The 18242-nt window shown below is 71.6% G+C and carries 16 protein-coding genes; 13 read left to right on the top strand and 3 right to left on the bottom strand.

Features of this window, described 5'->3' with window-relative positions; all coding sequences use genetic code 11:
- Positions 1-19 precede the first annotated feature (19 nt).
- The 12 genes from ACZ7LU_RS36240 to ACZ7LU_RS36185 all read left to right on the top strand — a co-directional run bounded on the left by ACZ7LU_RS36240 (position 20) and on the right by ACZ7LU_RS36185 (position 11980).
- Positions 20-1219: an ROK family transcriptional regulator gene (locus ACZ7LU_RS36240; RefSeq protein ID WP_471919181.1), complete on the top strand. Its 1200-nt coding sequence runs from the start codon at positions 20-22 to the stop codon at positions 1217-1219.
- 1147 nt (positions 1220-2366) lie between these two features.
- The gene (locus ACZ7LU_RS36235; RefSeq protein ID WP_471919180.1) at positions 2367-3086 is read left to right on the top strand and encodes a hypothetical protein; all 720 of its coding nucleotides are present in this window, start codon (positions 2367-2369) and stop codon (positions 3084-3086) included.
- A gap of 64 nt (positions 3087-3150) precedes the next feature.
- Positions 3151-3933, top strand: coding sequence for a GntR family transcriptional regulator (locus ACZ7LU_RS36230; RefSeq protein WP_471919179.1), 783 nt, complete (start codon positions 3151-3153; stop codon positions 3931-3933).
- Between the two features lie 148 nt (positions 3934-4081).
- On the top strand, positions 4082-5206 hold the full coding sequence (locus tag ACZ7LU_RS36225; RefSeq protein ID WP_471919178.1) for a TIGR03364 family FAD-dependent oxidoreductase: 1125 nt from the start codon (positions 4082-4084) through the stop codon (positions 5204-5206).
- A 5-nt stretch (positions 5207-5211) separates the two neighbouring features.
- Positions 5212-5907: an HAD family hydrolase gene (locus ACZ7LU_RS36220; RefSeq protein WP_468560244.1), complete on the top strand. Its 696-nt coding sequence runs from the start codon at positions 5212-5214 to the stop codon at positions 5905-5907.
- Complete coding sequence (locus ACZ7LU_RS36215; protein WP_470982001.1) at positions 5907-6959, top strand: ABC transporter ATP-binding protein; 1053 nt, start codon at positions 5907-5909, stop codon at positions 6957-6959. Before ACZ7LU_RS36220 ends, ACZ7LU_RS36215 begins: the two co-directional genes overlap by 1 nt.
- On the top strand, positions 6952-7824 hold the full coding sequence (locus tag ACZ7LU_RS36210; RefSeq protein ID WP_471919177.1) for a 2-aminoethylphosphonate ABC transporter permease subunit: 873 nt from the start codon (positions 6952-6954) through the stop codon (positions 7822-7824). Before ACZ7LU_RS36215 ends, ACZ7LU_RS36210 begins: the two co-directional genes overlap by 8 nt.
- A complete protein-coding gene (locus ACZ7LU_RS36205) occupies positions 7811-8608 on the top strand; it encodes an ABC transporter permease (protein ID WP_471919176.1) in 798 nt (265 codons plus the stop codon). Before ACZ7LU_RS36210 ends, ACZ7LU_RS36205 begins: the two co-directional genes overlap by 14 nt.
- Positions 8609-8674: 66 nt before the next feature.
- Positions 8675-9757, top strand: coding sequence for a 2-aminoethylphosphonate ABC transporter substrate-binding protein (locus ACZ7LU_RS36200; protein WP_471919175.1), 1083 nt, complete (start codon positions 8675-8677; stop codon positions 9755-9757).
- Positions 9758-9911: 154 nt separating this feature from the next.
- Positions 9912-10691, top strand: a complete 780-nt coding sequence (locus ACZ7LU_RS36195; RefSeq protein WP_398298117.1) for an HAD-IIA family hydrolase — start codon at positions 9912-9914, stop codon at positions 10689-10691.
- 59 nt (positions 10692-10750) lie between these two features.
- Positions 10751-11299, top strand: coding sequence for a hypothetical protein (locus ACZ7LU_RS36190; RefSeq protein WP_471919174.1), 549 nt, complete (start codon positions 10751-10753; stop codon positions 11297-11299).
- A 15-nt stretch (positions 11300-11314) separates the two neighbouring features.
- A complete protein-coding gene (locus ACZ7LU_RS36185) occupies positions 11315-11980 on the top strand; it encodes a class F sortase (protein WP_468716975.1) in 666 nt (221 codons plus the stop codon).
- A gap of 307 nt (positions 11981-12287) precedes the next feature.
- Here the strand turns inward: ACZ7LU_RS36185 and ACZ7LU_RS36180 are convergent, their stop codons facing one another.
- The gene (locus ACZ7LU_RS36180; RefSeq protein ID WP_468311804.1) at positions 12288-13064 is read right to left on the bottom strand and encodes a GAF and ANTAR domain-containing protein; all 777 of its coding nucleotides are present in this window, start codon (positions 13062-13064) and stop codon (positions 12288-12290) included.
- Positions 13065-13222: 158 nt separating this feature from the next.
- Here ACZ7LU_RS36180 and ACZ7LU_RS36175 point away from each other — a divergent pair, with 158 nt between their 5' ends.
- Entirely contained in the window at positions 13223-14257 is a 1035-nt protein-coding gene (locus ACZ7LU_RS36175; RefSeq protein WP_471919173.1) for a glycoside hydrolase family 6 protein, read from the top strand.
- A gap of 122 nt (positions 14258-14379) precedes the next feature.
- On the opposite strand, the gene glxA is transcribed toward ACZ7LU_RS36175, so the two are convergent.
- Positions 14380-16317 carry a radical copper oxidase GlxA gene (glxA, locus tag ACZ7LU_RS36170; protein WP_471919172.1) on the bottom strand — a complete coding sequence of 646 codons (1938 nt, stop codon included), beginning with the start codon at positions 16315-16317 and terminating at the stop codon, positions 14380-14382.
- Positions 16314-18203 (bottom strand): glycosyltransferase family 2 protein, encoded by a 1890-nt coding sequence (locus ACZ7LU_RS36165; RefSeq protein ID WP_471919286.1) that lies wholly within the window; start codon positions 18201-18203, stop codon positions 16314-16316. The genes glxA and ACZ7LU_RS36165 overlap by 4 nt, the downstream gene beginning before the upstream one ends.
- Between the last annotated feature and the right edge of the window lie 39 nt (positions 18204-18242).

Raw genomic sequence — 18242 nt, 5'->3', positions numbered from 1 at the left:
TGGGCAGGTGAAGTCGTACGTGAACAGGGTGAACCCCGGAGTGAACCTCCCCGCCGTGCGCGGGCACAACGCCGCGCTCGTGCTCGATCTGCTGCGCGCCGCGGGCGACGAGGGCATCAGCCGACTGGAGCTCGCCGAGCGCACCGGGCTCACTCCGCAGGCCGTCAGCAAGATCACCGCGAGGCTGCGGGCCGAGGGTCTGGCCGCGGAGGCGGGCCGCCGCGCCTCGACGGGCGGCAAGCCCCGCACGGTGCTGCGCCTCGTCCCCGGCGCGGGCCACGCGGTCGGCCTCCACCTGGACCGCGACGAGCTGACGGCGGTCCTCGTAGACCTCACCGGCACAGTGGTCGCCGAACGCCGCGCCCCACTCGCCTTCCGCGCGGGCGCGGAGGCGGTGGTGGAGGTGGCGGTGGGGGAGGTGCGGGGGTTGCTCGCCGGGGGCGGCGGCATCGGTGCCGGTGCCGGTGCCGGTGGCAGTGGCACCGGCGGTGGCGGTGGTGGTGACGGCGTCGGTGGCGCCGGTGGCGCCGGTGGGGGTGTCGTGTCCGTCTCCGGGGTCGGGGTCGCGTTGCCCGGGCCGCTCGACCACGCGGCGGGGGTGCTGCACCGGGTCACCGGGTTCCCGGAGTGGGACGGGTTCGCGCTGCGGGACGTGCTGTCGGGGCGGCTCGGGCTGCCCGTCGTGGTCGACAAGGACACCAACGCCGCGGCTCTCGGCCTCGCTCTCGCGGGTGCCGCCGACTCCTTCGCGTACCTCCATCTGGGTACGGGGCTCGGCGCCGGGCTCGTGCTTGGCGGCGCCCTGCACCGCGGGGCCCGTACCGGCGCGGGCGAGTTCGGCCACCAGGTGCTCCAGCTGGACGGGCCGCCCTGCGAGTGCGGGGACCGGGGCTGCGTGGAGGCGCTCTGCCTCGCAGCCGTCGCCCGGGGCGACCTGGACGAGGCGGCGCGGGTGCTCGGCACGGCCGCCGGCAATCTCGTCGGCCTCCTCGACATCGACCACGTCCTCCTCGGCGGACGGACCGTCTTCGCGGCGGGTGACCTTTTCGTACGGGGAGTGGGCGCCGTCGTCGCCGAGCGCGTCCGACGCGGGGGCGGGACCCTCCGGGTGCCGGTGAGCCTCGCGCCCGGCGGGGAGCGGGGGGTGGCGGAAGGCGCGGCACAGCTCGTCCTCGCACCGCTCTTCGGGCGGGCTGAGGTGGCTTTTCCGGTGCGTTGAGGGCGGGTTGGCGGTTGGTAGGTGTCACGGCCGGGAGTTATGCGTGGGGTTGGGGATCTCGCCTGAACGGGGGGCTTGGGTGGGCCGGTCGGTCCTGTCCGGCGCTGGTGGGGTGGCCGCGCCGCACACGCATGGCAGGGTCAGAAGCGGGAGCGGTTCCGGGGCGGCGCGGTGTGGCGTCGGCTGGTGGTCCGGTGTCGTCCGGCGGTCGGTCCGGTGCCGCCCGGCGGTCCGGTCCGGTCTGGTCCGGTGCCGTCGGCGCCGTCCGGTGGTCCGGCTCGGTGCGGTCCGGTGCCGTCCGGCGGTCCGGTGGTCCGGTGTGGTCCGGTCCCGTGCGGTCCGGTGCCGTCCGGTGGTCCGGTCCGGTCTGGTCCGATGCGGTGAGGTCCGGTGGTCCGGGCCGTCCGGTGGTTCGGCCCGGCCCGGACCACCGGACGGCCCGGTCTGGTGCCGTCCGGCGGTCGGTCCGGTGGTCTGGTGCCGTCCGGTGGGCCGGCGCGGTCCGGTCCGGCCATGTCGGCTGCCGACCCCTGGGCCTCCGCTCCCCGTCCCCTGTCCGTCCACGTCGTCAGCCGGCCCCCGAGTCTCCGCTTTCATCCCCAGTCCGTCCGCGAAGTCCGCCAGTTCCTGCACGTTCGCCTTCGTCCCTCGTCCGTCCGTGTTGTCTGCCGGCCCCGAGTCTCCGCCCCCGTCCCTCGTCCGTCCCGTGTCGTCTGGCGGCTCCTGAGCCTGAGCCTCAGCCTCCCGTCCGACCGCTTGTCCCGTTGGCTGCCGAGTCTCCGCCTCCGTCCTCCGTCCGTCCGCCTGGTCAGCCAGCTCCCGAGCCTCCGTCTCCGTCCCCCGTCCGTCCGCCTCCCCAGTTGTTCGTACGCCCTGTCCCCGTCCCTCGTCCCCTGCCCCCGCGTCCCCCACCCGTCCCCATCTCCCTTCGCCAGCCGGCGCCGAGTAAAGGTCTTTCATGGGCTTCCGCAGTTCTCTCGCCTTCGGTGGCACCGCCGTGGTCGTCGCAGCCGCCGCTCTCGTGTCCGCCGTGCCCGGTGTGGCCGTGGAGGGGGGCGCGCGGGCTGGTGGCGGGGCGGGGTGTGTGGCGGCAGGGGGCTCGGTCCGGGATTCTTGCGCTGCCGCCCCCGGGGAGTCCGGGGTCCGTGTGGCCCAGAAGCGGGAGCGGGAGCGGGACCGGGAGCGGGGGCGGGGACCGGAGGAGGTCCGGGGTGGCGCCGGGTGGCGGCCCAGCTGTGTGGATGAGGAGCGTGTCGACTTTCCCATCGACACCCGTATTCGCCGGGGGCCCGCCGACTATGAACCCGGTGGCGGTCACGAGGAGTGGACCGTCGACCTCACCAACGCCACCGACGAACCCTGCGGCAACATCCACCCCATCCTCGTCCTGGTCGACGAGCAGCGGACGCTGACGGCCCGGCAGGTGCGGCTGCGGTTCGACGACGGGACGCGTTGGCGGGACGTCGCGTTCGAGCGGACCGGGCAGGGCGAGCACGTCGGTGTCTTCGACGACGGCTTCGCCGGCTTCACGGTCGCGCCCGGCCGTACCGTCACCGTCAAGGTCCGGCTCGCCTTCACCGCCGACGCCGGGCCCAACCACGTCGTGGCGTCCGCCGCCGTGGTGCAGCGCAGAGGCGGCGACGGCGACTGGGTCGGCGCCTCCAACGACTACCCCTTCGACCTCGTCCCCGTCGCATCCGCGGAACGGGACGCCGAGCCGCCCGCCGGCCTGCGCGCCGAACTCGCCGAGACCGGCCGGCACGTCCCGCTCGCCACGCGCATCGCCGCCGCCGGAGCCGTCGTCCTCGTCGGGTGCGGCGTCCTCGCCCTGTGGGGCGCCCGCCGCCTGCGGGCCCGGTCGCGCTGAACGCGGGCACGGGCACAGGCAGGCTCCGGCGCCTCCGTTCACGTACATCTGCGAACATCCCCGGGTGGACAACCCGAACACCGCGCACCACCCCGCCCACCTGCTCGACCAGGCGCCGGGCGCTCCCATCCGCTCCGGCATCCCCGAGCACGGCCGCATCCCGAAGTACTACGCCGTGAAGGCCAGGATCGCCGCGCTCATCGAGGAGTTGGGGGACGGACGGCCGCTGCCGACCGAGCGGGACCTCGCCGAGCGGTACGAAGTGGCGCGCGAGACCGTGCGGCAGGCGTTGCGCGAGCTGCTTCTGGAGGGGCGGCTGCGCAGGCAGGGGCGCGGCACCGTCGTGGCGGGGCCGAAGCTGGAGCAGCCGCTGTCGCTCGCGAGTTACACCGAGGGCGTGCGGCGGCAGGGGCGTACCCCCGGACGCAACCTCATCTCCCTCGACCGGTTCCCGTGCCCGGCCGCCCTCGCCCGCGAGATCGGCGCCGACGTGGGCGAGCCCGTCTGGCACATGGAGCGCGTGCTGCTCGCCGACGACGAGCGGGTGGGGCTGGAGAGCACGTACGTCTCCGTGGCGCGGGTGCCCCGGCTCGACGCGGACTTCGAGCCCGACTCCTCCTTCTACGCCTATCTGCGCGACAGCCTCGGCATCTCCTTCGGGGACGCCGACGAGCGGATCGAGACGGTCCTCGCCACCCCGCGCGAGGCCCTGCTCATCGGGACGCCGCCCGCGCTGCCCATGCTGCTGATCCACCGGCTGTCGCGGGACACCTCGGGCCGCCCGCTGGAGCGGGTGCGCACCCTCTACCGAGGTGACCGGTTCTCGTTCACCACGCGTCTCGGCTGAAGCGGCCGCCCCGCGAACCACCTCAGCCACATAATGGAAACGCGCATAACGGAAACGTAACGGGTCTAGGCCAAGCTTGGGTGGCCGTTCACCGTCCCGTTGCCGTCCGGCCCCGCGCGGGACACCGGTCCCCAGGAGCGTTGCCGCCGTGAGAGTCATCGTCGTAGGAGCCGGCGTGGTGGGAACCATGCACGCCTGGCACGCAGTGGAACGCGGCCACGAGGTCGTACAGATCGAGCGCGAGGGCGAGGCCCGCGGGGCGTCCCTGCGCAACTTCGGGCAGATATGGGTGAGCGGCCGGGCGGGCGGCGAGGAACTCGACACCGCCCTGCGCGCCCGCGAGCTGTGGGAGCACATCGGCGCACGCGTGCCGGGCCTCGGCTTCCGGGCCAACGGCTCCCTCACCCTCGTGCGCAACGAACACGAGCGCGCCGTCGCCGAGGCCGCCCTTGCCCGGCCGGACGCGGCGGCCCGCGGCTACAAGCTGCTGGGCGCCGACGAGGCGCGTGCCCTCAACCCGGCCCTGCGCGGCGGGTTCAGCGCCGCCCTGTGGTGCGAGCGGGACGCGGCCGTGGAGCCGCGCACCGCTCAACTCCGGCTGCGCGAGGCCCTCCTGGCCTCCCCGCGCTACACCTTCCTGCCCGGGCGTGAGGTGCGCGAGGTCGTCGGCGAGAGCGCGGTCCGCGACGACCACGGCGACGTGCACACCGGTGACGCCGTCGTCCTCGCCACCGGTGCCTGGCTCGGCGGCCTCGTCCGCGAGCTGGCGGGACCCGACCTGCCCGTGCGCCGCGTACGCCTGCAGATGATGCAGACCGAGCCCCTCGGCGAACCGCTCACCACCTCCGTCGCCGACGCCGACAGCTTCCGCTACTACCCGGCGTACAAGTCGCCGGCACTCGACGCGCTCAACGCCGGCCAGGCCCAGACGCCGACCGCCGCCGAGCACAAGATGCAGCTGCTCATGGTGCAGCGCGCGGACGGCGGCCTGACCATCGGCGACACCCACGAGTACGAGCACCCCTTCGCCTTCGACACCGTCGAGGAGCCCTACGACCACCTCACCGAGGTCGTCGAGGGCTTCCTCGGCCGCCCGCTGCCGAAGATCCGGCGGCGCTGGGCCGGGGTGTACGCGCAGTGCGTCGACACGAGCCGCGTCGTGCACCGGCAGCGGGTGCGCGACGGCGTGTGGCTGGTCACCGGGCCCGGCGGGCGCGGCATGACCTGCTCGCCCGCGATCGCCGAGCGGACCGCCGACGAACTGGGATGGTGAGGGAATTGACCGCGAACGAACACATCGGCCTGGTCGTGCTCGACATGGCCGGCACCACCGTCGCCGACGGCGGCCTCGTCGAACAGGCCTTCGCCGCCGCCGCGCGGGAGCTCGGCGTCGAACCGGACTCCGCGGACCACGCCGCGAAACTGGAGTACGTCCGCGCCACGATGGGCGAGTCCAAGATCTCCGTCTTCCGGCACCTGTTCGGCGAGGAGAAGCTCGCACAGCAGGCGAACATCGCCTTCGAGAAGGCGTACGGGACGCTGGTCGACGGCGGCCGCATCGCACCCGTCCCCGGGGCGCGCGAAGCCATCGAGGAGCTCGCGGACGACGGCCGCACCGTCGTCCTGACCACCGGGTTCGCCCGGGTCACCCAGGACGCCATCCTCGACGCGCTGGGGTGGCGGGACCTGGTCGGACTGACCCTGTGCCCCGCCGACGCGGGCGGCCGCGGCCGCCCCTACCCCGACATGGTGCTCAGCGCGTTCCTGCGGACCGGCGCCGTGGCCGGCGTCCGGGACGTCGCGGTCGCGGGCGACACGGCGTACGACATGCTCAGCGGCGTACGCGCAGGCGCATCCGTCGTCGCCGGAGTACTCACCGGCGCCCACGGTGCCGCCGCGCTCCGCGAGGCCGGGGCCACCCACGTGCTCGGCTCCGTCGCCGAACTGCCCGCGCTGCTCCGGGGAGCCGGCTGATGGGCAGCGGCATCCGCTTCGACGGGGTCTCCGTCGCGTACGACGGGCACACCGTCCTCGACTCCCTCGACCTGACCGTCGAGCCCGGCGAGGTCATGGCCCTGCTCGGACCCTCCGGCTCCGGCAAGACCACCGCGCTGCGGGCCGTCGCGGGCTTCGTGCGGCCCGCCGCGGGGCGGGTGTTCATCGGGGACCGCGACGTCACCGCGCTGCCGCCGCACCAGCGGGGCATCGGCATGGTCGTCCAGCAGTACGCCCTCTTCCCGCACATGCGGGTCGCCGACAACGTCGCCTTCGGCCTGAAGGCGCAGAAGACGCCGAAGACGGAGATCCCAGGGCGGGTCGCCGAGGCCCTGGAGATGACGGGCATGGCCGCGTACGCGAAGCGGTTCCCGCGCGAGCTGTCCGGCGGGCAGCAGCAGCGCGTCGCCATCGCGCGGGCGCTCGCCATCCGGCCCGGCGTGCTGCTCCTCGACGAGCCGCTCTCCGCGCTCGACGCGCAGCTGCGCTCCGGCATGCTGGCCGAACTCGCCCGGCTGCACCGCGAGTTGCCCGACGTGTCGATCCTGTACGTCACCCATGACCAGGTCGAGGCGCTGACCCTGGCCGACCGCATCGCCGTCATGGACCGGGCACGGCTGCGGGACTGCGGGACGCCGCAGGAGCTCTACCGGGCGCCGCGCACGGAGTTCACGGCGTCGTTCGTCGGCAACGCGAACCTCCTCGCGGTGACGGTGGGGACGGGGGCCGTCTCCTTCGGCGGGGTGTCGCTGAAGGTGGACACGGGGGAAGTCGCCCCGGGGGCCGCCGCCACGCTGTGCGTGCGGCCGCACCTGGTCGGCCTCGGGGACGGGCCCAACGCCCTGACCGGGCGGGTCGCCGAGGTGCAGTGGCGGGGCGCCACGCACCGGTTGTACGTCGAGGTGTCCGGGGAGCGGGTGAAGGCGGACGTCCGTGAGCTGCGGACGCCGCCGGCCATCGGGGACGAGGTCACGCTGCACTTCGCGCCCGACGACGCGGTGCTCCTGGCCGGAGGGGTGACCGATGGCTAGCTCGGCGCTCACCGCCGCACCCGTGAAGCAGTCAGGGCCGCCCCTGCGGGTCCCCCGCTGGGTATGGGTGCTGCCGCCCGTCGGCCTCCTCGGGGTGTTCTTTCTCTACCCCCTCTTCCTCGTCGTCCAGCAGTCCTTGCAGCCCGACACCGGCGGGACCTCCCTCCAGCCGTACGCCGACGTGTTCGCCTCCGAGGCGTTCCGGGAGGCGCTCGGGACCACCGTGTGGCTGGCGGCCGGGGCGACCGTGGGATGTCTCGTGCTCGGGTTCGCGCTCGCGCTGGTCATCGCGTTCGTGCCGTTCCCCGGCGGGAAGGCCGTCGCGAAGTTCATCGACGTCTTCCTCTCCTTCCCGTCCTTCCTGATCACCCTCGCCCTGCTGTTCATCTACGGCACGAAGGGCATGGCCAACGGAGTGTGGACGGACGCGACCGGCGCCGCCGAGGGACCGTTCCAGTTTCTGACCACCCCGTGGGGCGTGCTGCTCGCCGAGATCACGTACTTCACGCCCTTCGTGATGCGGCCGCTGCTCGCCGCGTTCTCGCAGCTCGACACCGCGCAGCTCGAGGTCGCGTCGAGCCTCGGGGCCAAGCCCGCCCGGATCGTGCGGCGCGTCATCCTGCCCGAGGCGCTGCCCGCGCTCGCCGCCGGCGGCAGCCTCGTCCTCGTCATGTGCCTGAACGAGTTCGGGATCGTCCTCTTCACGGGGGCGAAGGGCGTCACGACCCTGCCGATGCTCGTCTACAGCAAGGCGATGCTCGAAGCCGACTATCCCGCGGCGTGCGTCGTCGCCGTCGTCAACATCGCGATCTCCGTGGGCCTCTATGGCCTGTACCGGGTGGTGAGCCGTCGTGTTGGTGCATAGCCGCAAGGGCAAGTGGGCCACCTGGGCCCTGTTCGCCGTGCTCTTCCTGCCGCTCTTCGCGCTGCCGCTGCTCGTGATCCTCACGGCGTCGTTCTCCGAGCACTGGTCGGGGGCCTTCCCGTCCGGGCTCACCGGCGAGCACTACGCGTCGGCCACCCGCGGGGAGTCGCTGCACGCCCTCACCACCAGCCTGGTCACCGCCGTCGGCGCCAGTCTCCTCGCGCTGACCGTCGGCTCCTGGGCCGCGCTCGCCGCCGCATCCCTCAAGGGGAGCGGCCGCAAGCTGCTCGACGCGCTGTTCGTGCTGCCCGTCGCCGTGCCGTCCGTGGTCGTGGGCCTTGCGGTCCTCGTCGCCTTCTCCAAGCCGCCGATGATCCTCAACGGGACGCGGTGGATCGTGATCCTGGCGCACGCCCTGCTGGTCACGGCGTTCGCCTACCAGTCGGTCACGGCCGCGATCGCGCGGCTCGACCCGGCGTACGAACAGGCCGCAGCGTCGCTGGGCGCCCGTCCCTCGTACGTCCTGTGGAAGGTGAAGCTGCCGCTCCTGCTGCCGTCCCTCAACGCGGCCGCCGGGCTCTGCTTCGCCCTCTCCATGGGTGAGCTGAGCGCCACGATGATGCTCTACCCGCCGGACTGGACGCCGCTTCCCGTGCGGATCTACGCGGCCACCGACCGCGGGTCCACCTTCACCGGCGCCGCCCTCGCGGTGGTCCTGATGGCGGCCACGCTCCTCGTGCTCCTCGCCGTCTCCCGCGTCCGCACCCGCGCCTCCTACCGCTGACCCCGCCAAGCCGACCTCCGCAAGCCGACTTCTCCAAGCCGACTTCTTCAAGGAGTACGAAACGTCATGTCGCGTCACACCCGCATCCGCATCAGAACGCTCGCCGCCGTCACCGGCGGCCTCGTCCTCGCAGGATCCCTCACCGCGTGCGGCGGCGGCTCGGCCGCGTCCGACGACAAGGTCGTCACCGTCTACAGCGCCGACGGCCTCAAGGGCGAGAACGGCGACGGCTGGTACGACCGGGTCTTCAAGGACTTCGAGAAGAAGACCGGCATCAAGGTGAACTACGTCGAGGGCGGCTCCGGCGAGATGGTGCAGCGCGCCGTCCGCGAGAAGTCCAACACGCAGGCCGACGTCATCATCACCCTGCCTCCGTTCATCCAGCAGGCCGACGAGAAGGGCCTGTTGCAGGCGTACGAGCCCAAGGGGTCGGACCGGGTCAGCGGCGCGGACAAGGCCCCCGACGGCAAGTGGACCGCCGTGGTGAAGAACTACTTCGGGTTCATCCACAACAAGAAGGAACTGGCGGGCGGCAAGGCGCCGAAGACGTGGGAGGACCTCACCGACCCCGCGTACAAGAACAAGGTGCAGTACTCCACGCCGGGCGTCGCGGGCGACGGCACCGCCGTGCTCATCAAGGCGATGCACGACTTCGGCGGCAAGGAGCCGGCGATGGCGTACCTGAAGAAGCTGCAGACCAACAACGTCGGCCCGTCCGCCTCCACCGGCAAGCTCGCGCCCAAGGTCGACAAGGGCGAACTGCTCGCCGCCAACGGCGACGTCCAGATGAACTACGCGCAGTCCAAGGACATGCCGAACCTCGGCATCTGGTTCCCCGCGACGAAGAAGAACCCGGACAGGCCCACCACGTTCGCGCTGCCGTACGCCGCCGGCCTGGTCAGCAAGGCGCCCCACAACGCCAACGCGAAGAAGTTCCTCGACCACCTCCTGGGTGAGCAGGCCCAGCGGCAGGTCAGCGAGATCGGCGGCGGCTTCCCCGCCCGCGAGGACATCAAGGCCACCGACGCCAACGCCATCGCCCTCGACAAGATCATCGACGGTGTGGAGATCTTCGAGCCGGACTGGAAGGACATCTCCGAGAACCTCCAGTCGTACGTGGAGGACTGGAAGTCGGCGACGGGCAGCTGAGCCCTCCCGCCGGAACCGTCCTGCTCGGACCGTCACGCCCAGGCCGGACGTGATCGGCGGGGTCAAGATCACCGCATCCTGATTAGGCTGTGGGCTGTCGGCACAGCGCTGTTCCGGCGCCCCAGCCAACCCGTACACCGCAGGAGTGCACCCCATGGCAGAGCGCAAGCCCATCGAATCGTGGCTCACCGACATGGACGGCGTGCTCATCCACGAGGGAGTGCCGATCCCCGGCGCCGACGCCTTCATCAAGAAGCTGCGCGAGTCCGGCAAGCCCTTCCTGGTCCTGACGAACAACTCCATCTACACCGCGCGCGACCTCCAGGCCCGGCTGAAGCGCATGGGACTCGACGTGCCCGTCGAGAACATCTGGACCTCGGCGCTCGCCACCGCCAAGTTCCTCGACGATCAGCGCCCCGGCGGCACGGCGTACGTCATCGGCGAGGCGGGCCTGACCACCGCCCTGCACGACATCGGATACGTCCTCACCGACCACGACCCGGACTACGTGGTGCTCGGCGAGACCCGCACGTACTCCTTCGAGGCCATGACCAAGGCCGTCCGCCTCATCAACGGCGGCGCCCGCTTCATCTGCACCAACCCCGACGAGACGGGCCCCTCCACGGAGGGCCCGCTGCCCGCCACCGGAGCCGTCGCGGCGCTGATCACCAAGGCGACCGGCAAGAACCCGTACTTCGCGGGCAAGCCCAACCCGCTGATGATGCGGACCGGCCTGAACGCGATCGGCGCGCACTCGGAGACCAGCGCGATGATCGGCGACCGCATGGACACGGACGTCCTCGCCGGGCTCGAAGCCGGCATGGAGACGTTCCTGGTGCTCACCGGCCTGACGACCAGGGCCGACATCGACCGCCACCCCTTCCGCCCGTCGAACATCGTCGACTCCATCGCGGACCTCGTCGACCGCGTCTAGCGCCCCGCCGAGATGCGGAGTCGCCCGGGGCGGGTGAACCTCGTAGGTGGAGGTTCACGATGCGTATACGTTCCCTAGCTCTCCGTCGGGCCGGGGTGGCCGTCGTCCTGGCGGCCGCCCTGCCCGTCGGTGCGGCCCAGGCCCACGACAAGGACTCGGTGCGGGCCACTGTCACCCCGGCCAGTGCCGCGCCCGGCGCCACCGTGGAGGTGAGCGTCTCGGGCTGCGGGGGCACCACCGGTACGGCGGGGTCGGGCGCCTTCGAGGGCGACGCCGAGCTCACCGGCCGCGACGGCGGCAAGTACGCGCTCAACGGCAGCACCAAGATCAGGAGTGGTGTCACCGGGACGTTCGACGTCACGGTCACCTGTGACGGCCACCCGCACCAGGGTGTCGGCACGGTCCAGGTGGCCCGGCACGACGCGGCCCCGGTCTCCCCGGTGCGGGCCGGTGGCGGCGGCGCCGCGCAGCTGACCACCGCCACCTCGGCCGAGGCGGAGGAGGCGGGGCCCGGCACCCGGCACGCCGTGATCGGCCTGGTCCTCGCCGGTGTCGCCGCCGTGGCCGTCGCGTTCCGCAGCGTCCGCCGCCGACGACGCTCCGAGTGACGGGCGGGCGGAACCGTGTCCAGCGGTGGACGCGCGACCGGCTCGGGGCGCCTGCTGACCGGCGTCGCCTGGGCGGTCCTCCTGGTCGGCCTCTGGCTCTGGGGCAGTGACATCTCCGGCCTGCGCGGCGGGCTGTCCGCGCCCGCCACGGGTGACGTGGCCGCGGTCGGCCGCCCCCTCGGCGTGCAACTGCCGCCCGCGCACGAGCCGTTGACGCCCGCGCGTCCGCAACGTGTCGACGTGCCCTCGCTGGAGGTGCGGGCCCCGGTGGCGGCCCGCGGCCTGGACGCCGACGGCGCGATCGACCCGCCGTCCTTCGCACAGGCCGACACCGTCGGCTGGTACGCGGGCGGCGCCCGGCCCGGGGAGCCCGGCGCGGCCCTCTTCGTCGGCCACGTCGACACGGAGACCGAACCGGCCGTCTTCTACGACCTGAGCGCGCTGCGCGCCGGCGAGGAGATCAGGGTGGCCCGCGACGACGGCACGGTCGCGGAGTTCACGGTGGACGACGTCCGGGTCGTCACCCGGGCGCGCTTCGACGCGGAGAAGGCGTACGGCCCGCACCAGGAGGGCCGCGCCGAGCTGCGGCTCATCACCTGCGGCGGCGTCTTCGACAAGACCGCCCGCACCTACTCGGCCAACGTGATCGTCTCGGCCTACCTCACGGGCGTCCGGTCGTAGCGAAACTGCCGTGGCCTCCCGGTGTGCGGCTCCCGTACCTGGCCCGGTCGGCGGCCCGCTCCCCCCGGAGCCGCCGACCGGGCTGGTCCTCGACCGCGCGCGCACGGGCTGCGGGAGAAACCCGGCGCCGGCGCGGGAGGTACGGGGACCATTCCGGAACGCGGAATGGTCGACTGGCCGGGGGCTTGGGCCGTGCAAGAAACTGTAGAACGAATGAGCGCGTGGGCCTAGAGGGCGATCGGGGCGGAATGACGCCACGTCGCGGATCCCTCTCCCTGCGTGATCGGCGCAGGTGGAGGCCCGACCCTCAGGACGGTCCTCCCCTGTCCCGGCGGAGCGTCTCGGCGTCGATCAGCCCCTTGATCACCTGTGCCGCGACCACGTCGACGACCTGCCGTTCTCTGCGTGCGTAGCTCCGCATCGCCTCGAACGCCTCGTCCATGCCCGTCTGCCAGCGCTCGGCGAGTATGCCCTTGGCCTGTTCGACACGGATGCGGCTGTCCAGCGCGGTCTGGAGCTGCTCGGACAGGAGCCGGCACGCGAAGTGGGTGCGGTGGTTGTGCAGGCCGGTCGCCGCGGCGTTGGCGAGGGCCTGCGCGATCCGCACCTCGCGGTCGGACGTCGGCCCGCTCTCGTGGCCCACCGCGCGATGTGCCGCCGCCACGAAGACGTTGACCGCGCCCAGTACCGTGCCGTTCCGTCTGATCGGCACCGCGTACGTCTCCGCGATGCCGTACTTGCCGGCCCGCGCGGCGAACGCCGGCCAGCGGGCCCCCGCGCCGGCGGAGTCGATCCGCACCGGCGCCACGGGCTCGCCGGTGCCGAAGCTCTCCACGCACGGTCCGCCGAGGTGCTGGATCTCCAACAGCTCCTGGATCGCCGCCCTTGGGCGTCCGCAGGCGGCGAGGAGCACGTCGTCGGCACCGCCGGTGTACATCACCCCGGCGCCCCGGGCGCCGAGCAGCTCCACGCAGCGGTCGGCGAGCCGCCTCAGATAGCGGCCGAGGTCGAAGTCGTCGATCAGAGTGTCCGCGGTCTCCACCAGGACTTCCGCAAGCCGCAGTTCGCTGTCGCGGTCTCGCATGCCCCATGCACCTCCACTCCCCGCGGACTGCGCCTACCCCGCTGCGGCGGGCTGTAACAGCTCTCGTACAGCTCCCTGCGCCGGGCCTCGCGGGCCTCGTGGGGAGGGGGGAGGTATGCCAGGATTGGGGCAGGGCCAGTGCACCCGAGGGGGAGTGGATGGACCGCAAACACACCGGCCGCGCACGGGGTTTCGCGGCCCGGGGGGTGAGGACGGGAGCAGCGCTCGCGGGGGCCGCGCTGCTCCTCGCCGGGTGCTCCTCAGACGGCGGCTCGGAGGACGACGACACGTCGAGCCGGCCGGTGAAGCAGCAGCCCAAGGAGAAGGACCCGTACTGGGTCAACCCGGACGGCAACGCGGCCAAGCAGGTCGCCGCGTACGCCAAGGAGGGCAAGAAGGACGACGCCGAGCTGATCCGGAAGATAGCGGAGCAGCCGGTCGCCGAGTGGATCGTCCCGGAGAACGCGGAGGACCAGGCGCGCGGCTTCACCGAGGCGGCGGAGAAGGCCGACCGGGACGCGCTGTTGGTGGTCTACAACATCCCGCACCGCGACTGCGGCCAGTACTCGGGCGGCGGCGCGGCCGACGGCAACGCGTACCGCGCCTTCATCGACCAGGTCGCCAAGGGCATCGGCGACCGGCACGCCACGGTGATCCTGGAGCCCGACGCGGTCCTCCACCTGGTCGACAACTGCACGCCGGAGCAGTTCCACGAGGAGCGGTACGACCTCCTCAGGGGCGCCATCGAGAAGCTCAAGTCCCTGAAGAACACGAAGGTGTACCTCGACGCGGGCAACGCGGGCTGGCAGAACCCCGACGCACTCTGGGAGCCGCTGAAGCGGTCCGGCGTCGAGCAGGCCGACGGCTTCGCGGTGAACGTCTCCAACTTCCAGACCACGGAGGCCAGCACCGAGTTCGGCAAGAACCTCTCGGCGAAGATCGGCGACAAGCCGTTCGTCATCGACACGGGGCGCAACGGCGCGGGGCCGTACACCAAGGGCAAGGACCCCTGGTGCAATCCGCCGGGGCGGGCCCTCGGCGAGACGCCCACCACCAAGACGTCCGACCCGCTGGTCGACGCGTACCTCTGGGTCAAGCGCCCCGGCGAGTCCGACGGCACGTGCAGGGGTGGCCCGAAGGCGGGCGAGTGGTGGCCCGAATACGCGTTGGGCCTGGCTAAGGCGGCCCGTTAGGGGCGCGGGGAACTGCGCGCTCAGCCCGCGAAAAGCCGCAGGCGCGTCTGCCGAGTTGCTGTGCAGACGCGCCTGCGGCTTTGTTGTGGTTGCTCGCGCAGTTCCCCGCGCCCCTGACGGGGCTACGGCACCCGCACCCAGCGGGCCTTGCTGGGGGTGCCCTCGTCGTCCGTGACGAAGAGCATGTACCAGCCGGACTCGACCAGGCTCCGGTTCTTCGGGACCGTCACCGTGACCTCGCCCCGCGACTTCTTCAGGTCGAGCGCGATCGACGTCTGGTCGATGTCCGTGACATGCGTCGACGCACTCGGCTTGATGAGGCGGGCCGTCTTGACGGCCGACGCGCGCTTCGTCGGGAATGTGCCCGACTCGCCCCGTGCGATGGTCTTCGGGCCCGCGCCGAGCGCCGGCCGCGAACCGTGGTAGAGATACGGCGGCGTGTAGATCTCGATGCGCTGCTCGAAGACGCCGGGCTTGGTGTTGGCCTTGTCGGCGTAGAGCGAGTCGGAGCCGAAGAACATCACGCGGCCGTCGGGCAGCAGGACCGAACCGGAGTGGTAGTTGCGGCCCACCTCGGGGTCGGCCACCCGCCGCATCTTCCCGGTCTTCGCGTCGTAGATCCGCGCCTGGTGGATGTTGGAGTCGCCGCGCCCGCGGTAGTCCTCGGAGCCGCCCGAGATCAGCACGGTGTCGTCGGGCAGCGTCGAGATCTGCGGATAGCGCGTGCCCTTCTCCAGCGAGGGCCCGTCGACGAAGCGCGGCTCGTCCGCCTTCAGGTCGACGACGCGGGTCTTCTCGCTGGACTCCTCGGACTCGCCGACGCCACCCCCACCGACGACCATGTACTTCTGGTCCTGCGCGGGCGGCAGCTCGACCGTGCCGGAGGTCTCCAGGAGCTTCTGGTCGCTCAGGCCGGGGATGCCCCGCCACTTGTTGGTCCGCAGGTCCCAGATGCCGGGCTTGCGGCCGACGTCGTCGGGGCCGTAGCCCGCGTTCGAACCGGAGTAGAAGAGCTTGCCGTCGGGCAGCTGGAAGATCGCGGGGTACGTCGGGAACTGGCGGATCCCCTTCGTGTACGTCCACTTCTTCGTCTTCGGGTCGTACACCTCGTTCTTGCCCGGCACCAGCTGGCCGATCTCGTCGAGGCCCGAGGTGGAGAGGATCCTGCCATCGGTGAGGGTGGTCAGCGTGGGGTACCAGCGCGCCTCGTTCATCGGGTCGACCTTGATGTACCGCTCGGCGACCGGGTCGAACTCGAAGGTGTCCTTGATGCCCTGGAAGTCCTTCTTGTCCAGGGCGAGCTTCTGCGCCATGCCGTAGACGTTGCGGGTGTCGGAGCCCTTCAGGCCCTGGATGCGGTAGTTGTCCTGGGTGCCCGTCTCGTACTTGGCGCCGCTCCTCGCCGCCTCCACGTAGACCCGGCCGAGGCCCGGCTCGGTGCGCAGGAACCGGCCGGTCCGCTTGTCGAAGACCTTCTTCGCCTTCTCGACCAGGACGCTGTCCTGGGAGACGAACGTCCTGCCGTTCTTCTTCCCGGTGAACTTGGTGCCCGCGGGGATCGTCTTCGGCTCGTCCGGGTCCTCGTTGTGGACGATCATCAGGCCGCCGGCCTTGGTGACATCGCCCTTCAGCTTCTCGTAGCGCTGGGTGCCGCCCGCGATCAGCAGATTGCCGTTGCCCAGCTGGGTGTGGCCCGTGCAGAACAGGTCGGTGGGCGTCGGAATCTTCTTGATGGTGTTCTTGACCGGGTCCCACAGCCGGGTGTCGAACTTCTTCTTGTCGAAGTTCTTCTGGTTGTTGCCGGAGCCGGCGACCAGCAGGACTTTGCCCGTGTGCAGGAGCGCCGCGTGGATGGTGTTCTGCCGGTACTCCTCGGGGAAGTCGAGGACCTCCCAGTGGCCGTTGTCCGCCTTGTACTCCGGCCTGTTGATCTTGTACTCGTGGTACTTCTCGGAGCCCACGCGCCACAGCCACGGGCCGTTCAGCCCCGCCAGCGCGAGGACGACCGCCGCGCCTATCGCGATGCGGCGGGCGCGACGACGGCCGGCACGCTCTTTCATTTCTCACGCCCCCCGAGCGAGATCCGTGGAATCTGGTCGGGCGGGGCGGCCCAGCTGGGCTTCTGCCGCGGAACGACCACGTCGGGCGCGGGCGGCCCGGGCCTCTTCCTGTCCTGCCGCATGCCCCAGCGCCACGCGAAGATCGGCGCGGCCGTGATCAGCAGGGCGAAGGTGGCCCAGGTGATCATCGCGGGGTGGGAGTGCCCGTACACGAAGGCGGCGGCCATCGAGCCGCCGAAGACCAGGATGAAGAACAGATGGATCCGGAAGGTCCCGAACAGTGTGTCCGGGCTCGCCGAGTCACCCTTGGGGGTCACCACGAACTTGCTCTTGCGGCGCAGGGCCGCGTCGAGGAGCGAGCGCGCGTAGATGGGTGCGGAGAGCGCCGACATCACCATGCCCGCCACCCCGCCGGAGCCCTCGGGCTCGTGCGGGGAGACGTTGTGCCTGCGGTTCCAGATGTAGAGGCCGATCTGCAGCGCGGAGGCGTTGCCGTACAGCATCAGCCAGATGGCCGGGTCGATGTTCACGCCGGACGCGCCGAACCCCAGGAACAGTGCACAACTCAGCGCAGCCAGAATCCAGTTCAGGGCGGACATCGGATAGAAGATGACCATCATCGTGTAGTTGAAGAGGCGTCCGGGGGGCAGCGAGAACGGCGCCTTCCAGAACTGCTTGAGGATCGTCTCGTACGTGCCCCGGGACCAGCGCAGCTGCTGCGTGAAGAAATCCGTCCAGGCGTTCGGGCCCTCGCCGACCGCGAGCACGTCCGGGGTGTAGACCGACTTCCACTTCTTGCCGGTCGCCGGGTTCGTGGCGCGGTGGATCTCGAAGCCGGTCGCCATGTCCTCGGTGATCGAGTCGTACAGGCCGCCGATCTGCTTGAGTGCCTTGACGCGCACCGCGTTGGACGTGCCGACGAACATCGGGGCGCCGTACGCGTTGCCCGCGCGCTGGATCAGCGCGTGGAAGAGGAACTGCTGCGACTCGGCGGCCTTGGTGACGAAGTTGTCGTAGTTGCCGTAGACCTGCGGGCCGATGACGAAGCCGACGTTCTCGTCGCGGAAGAAGCCGAGCATCCGCTCCAGGTAGTTCGGCATCGGGACGTGGTCGGTGTCCACCGACGCGAAGTAGTCGTAGCCGTCGCCGTGCGCGTCCAGCCAGGCGTTGTAGTTGCCGTGCTTGGTCCTGGCGCGGTGCGGGCCCTTGGCCGTGTTCCACCGCGCCACGCCCTTGCGGGAGAAGTGGTGCACGCCGAGCCGCCGGCAGACCTCCTTGACCTCGGGGTCGTCACCCTCGTCGAGGAGCCATACATGCATGGGACCGCGGTGACGGATCTTCACCGCGGCCTCCAGCGTCTTCGTCACCATCTCGATCGGCTCCTTGCCGGGCACGAACGAGGTGAGGAAGGCGACTCTGGTGCCGGTCTCGGGGACCACGGGTATCGGGTCCCGGGCGACGAGCGTGGCGTGCGCGTTCGACAGCACGTTCATGCAGCGGAAGAACTCGATCAGACCGATCGATATGAGCATGACGACGTCGAGGGCCGGCAGCCAGTCGTTCGCGACGTGGTCCCGCTCGGTCCAGTGCTCGGGCTGCAGCAGCCAGCCGAGCAGTACGAGGGAGAGCAGCGGGGCCGCGCCCAGCATCAGCGCGGCCCGTATCCTGTGCGGCTCCTGCGAGAGCAGTGAGCGGTACCTCACCCTGTAGGGCCTGCCCGGATCGGGCCGGGTCAGGGGTCCGGCGAGCCGGCTGTAGTGCTCGTAGTCGTACCGCGGCAGGGTCTTCTTGATTCTGCGGAACCCGCCCGTCGCGTGCGACGGCACCCGTAACCGGGTCGTCTCCGACGGGTCGTTCTGTCGGGCGCCCGGCGGCGTCGACGTCATGAGCATCCCCCCGCACGCGGTGCGCCGCGTGGTCGTTCG

It is taken from the genome of Streptomyces sp. NPDC039462 (genome assembly GCF_055639375.1).
This window is presented reverse-complemented; position numbering and strand designations above follow the sequence as displayed.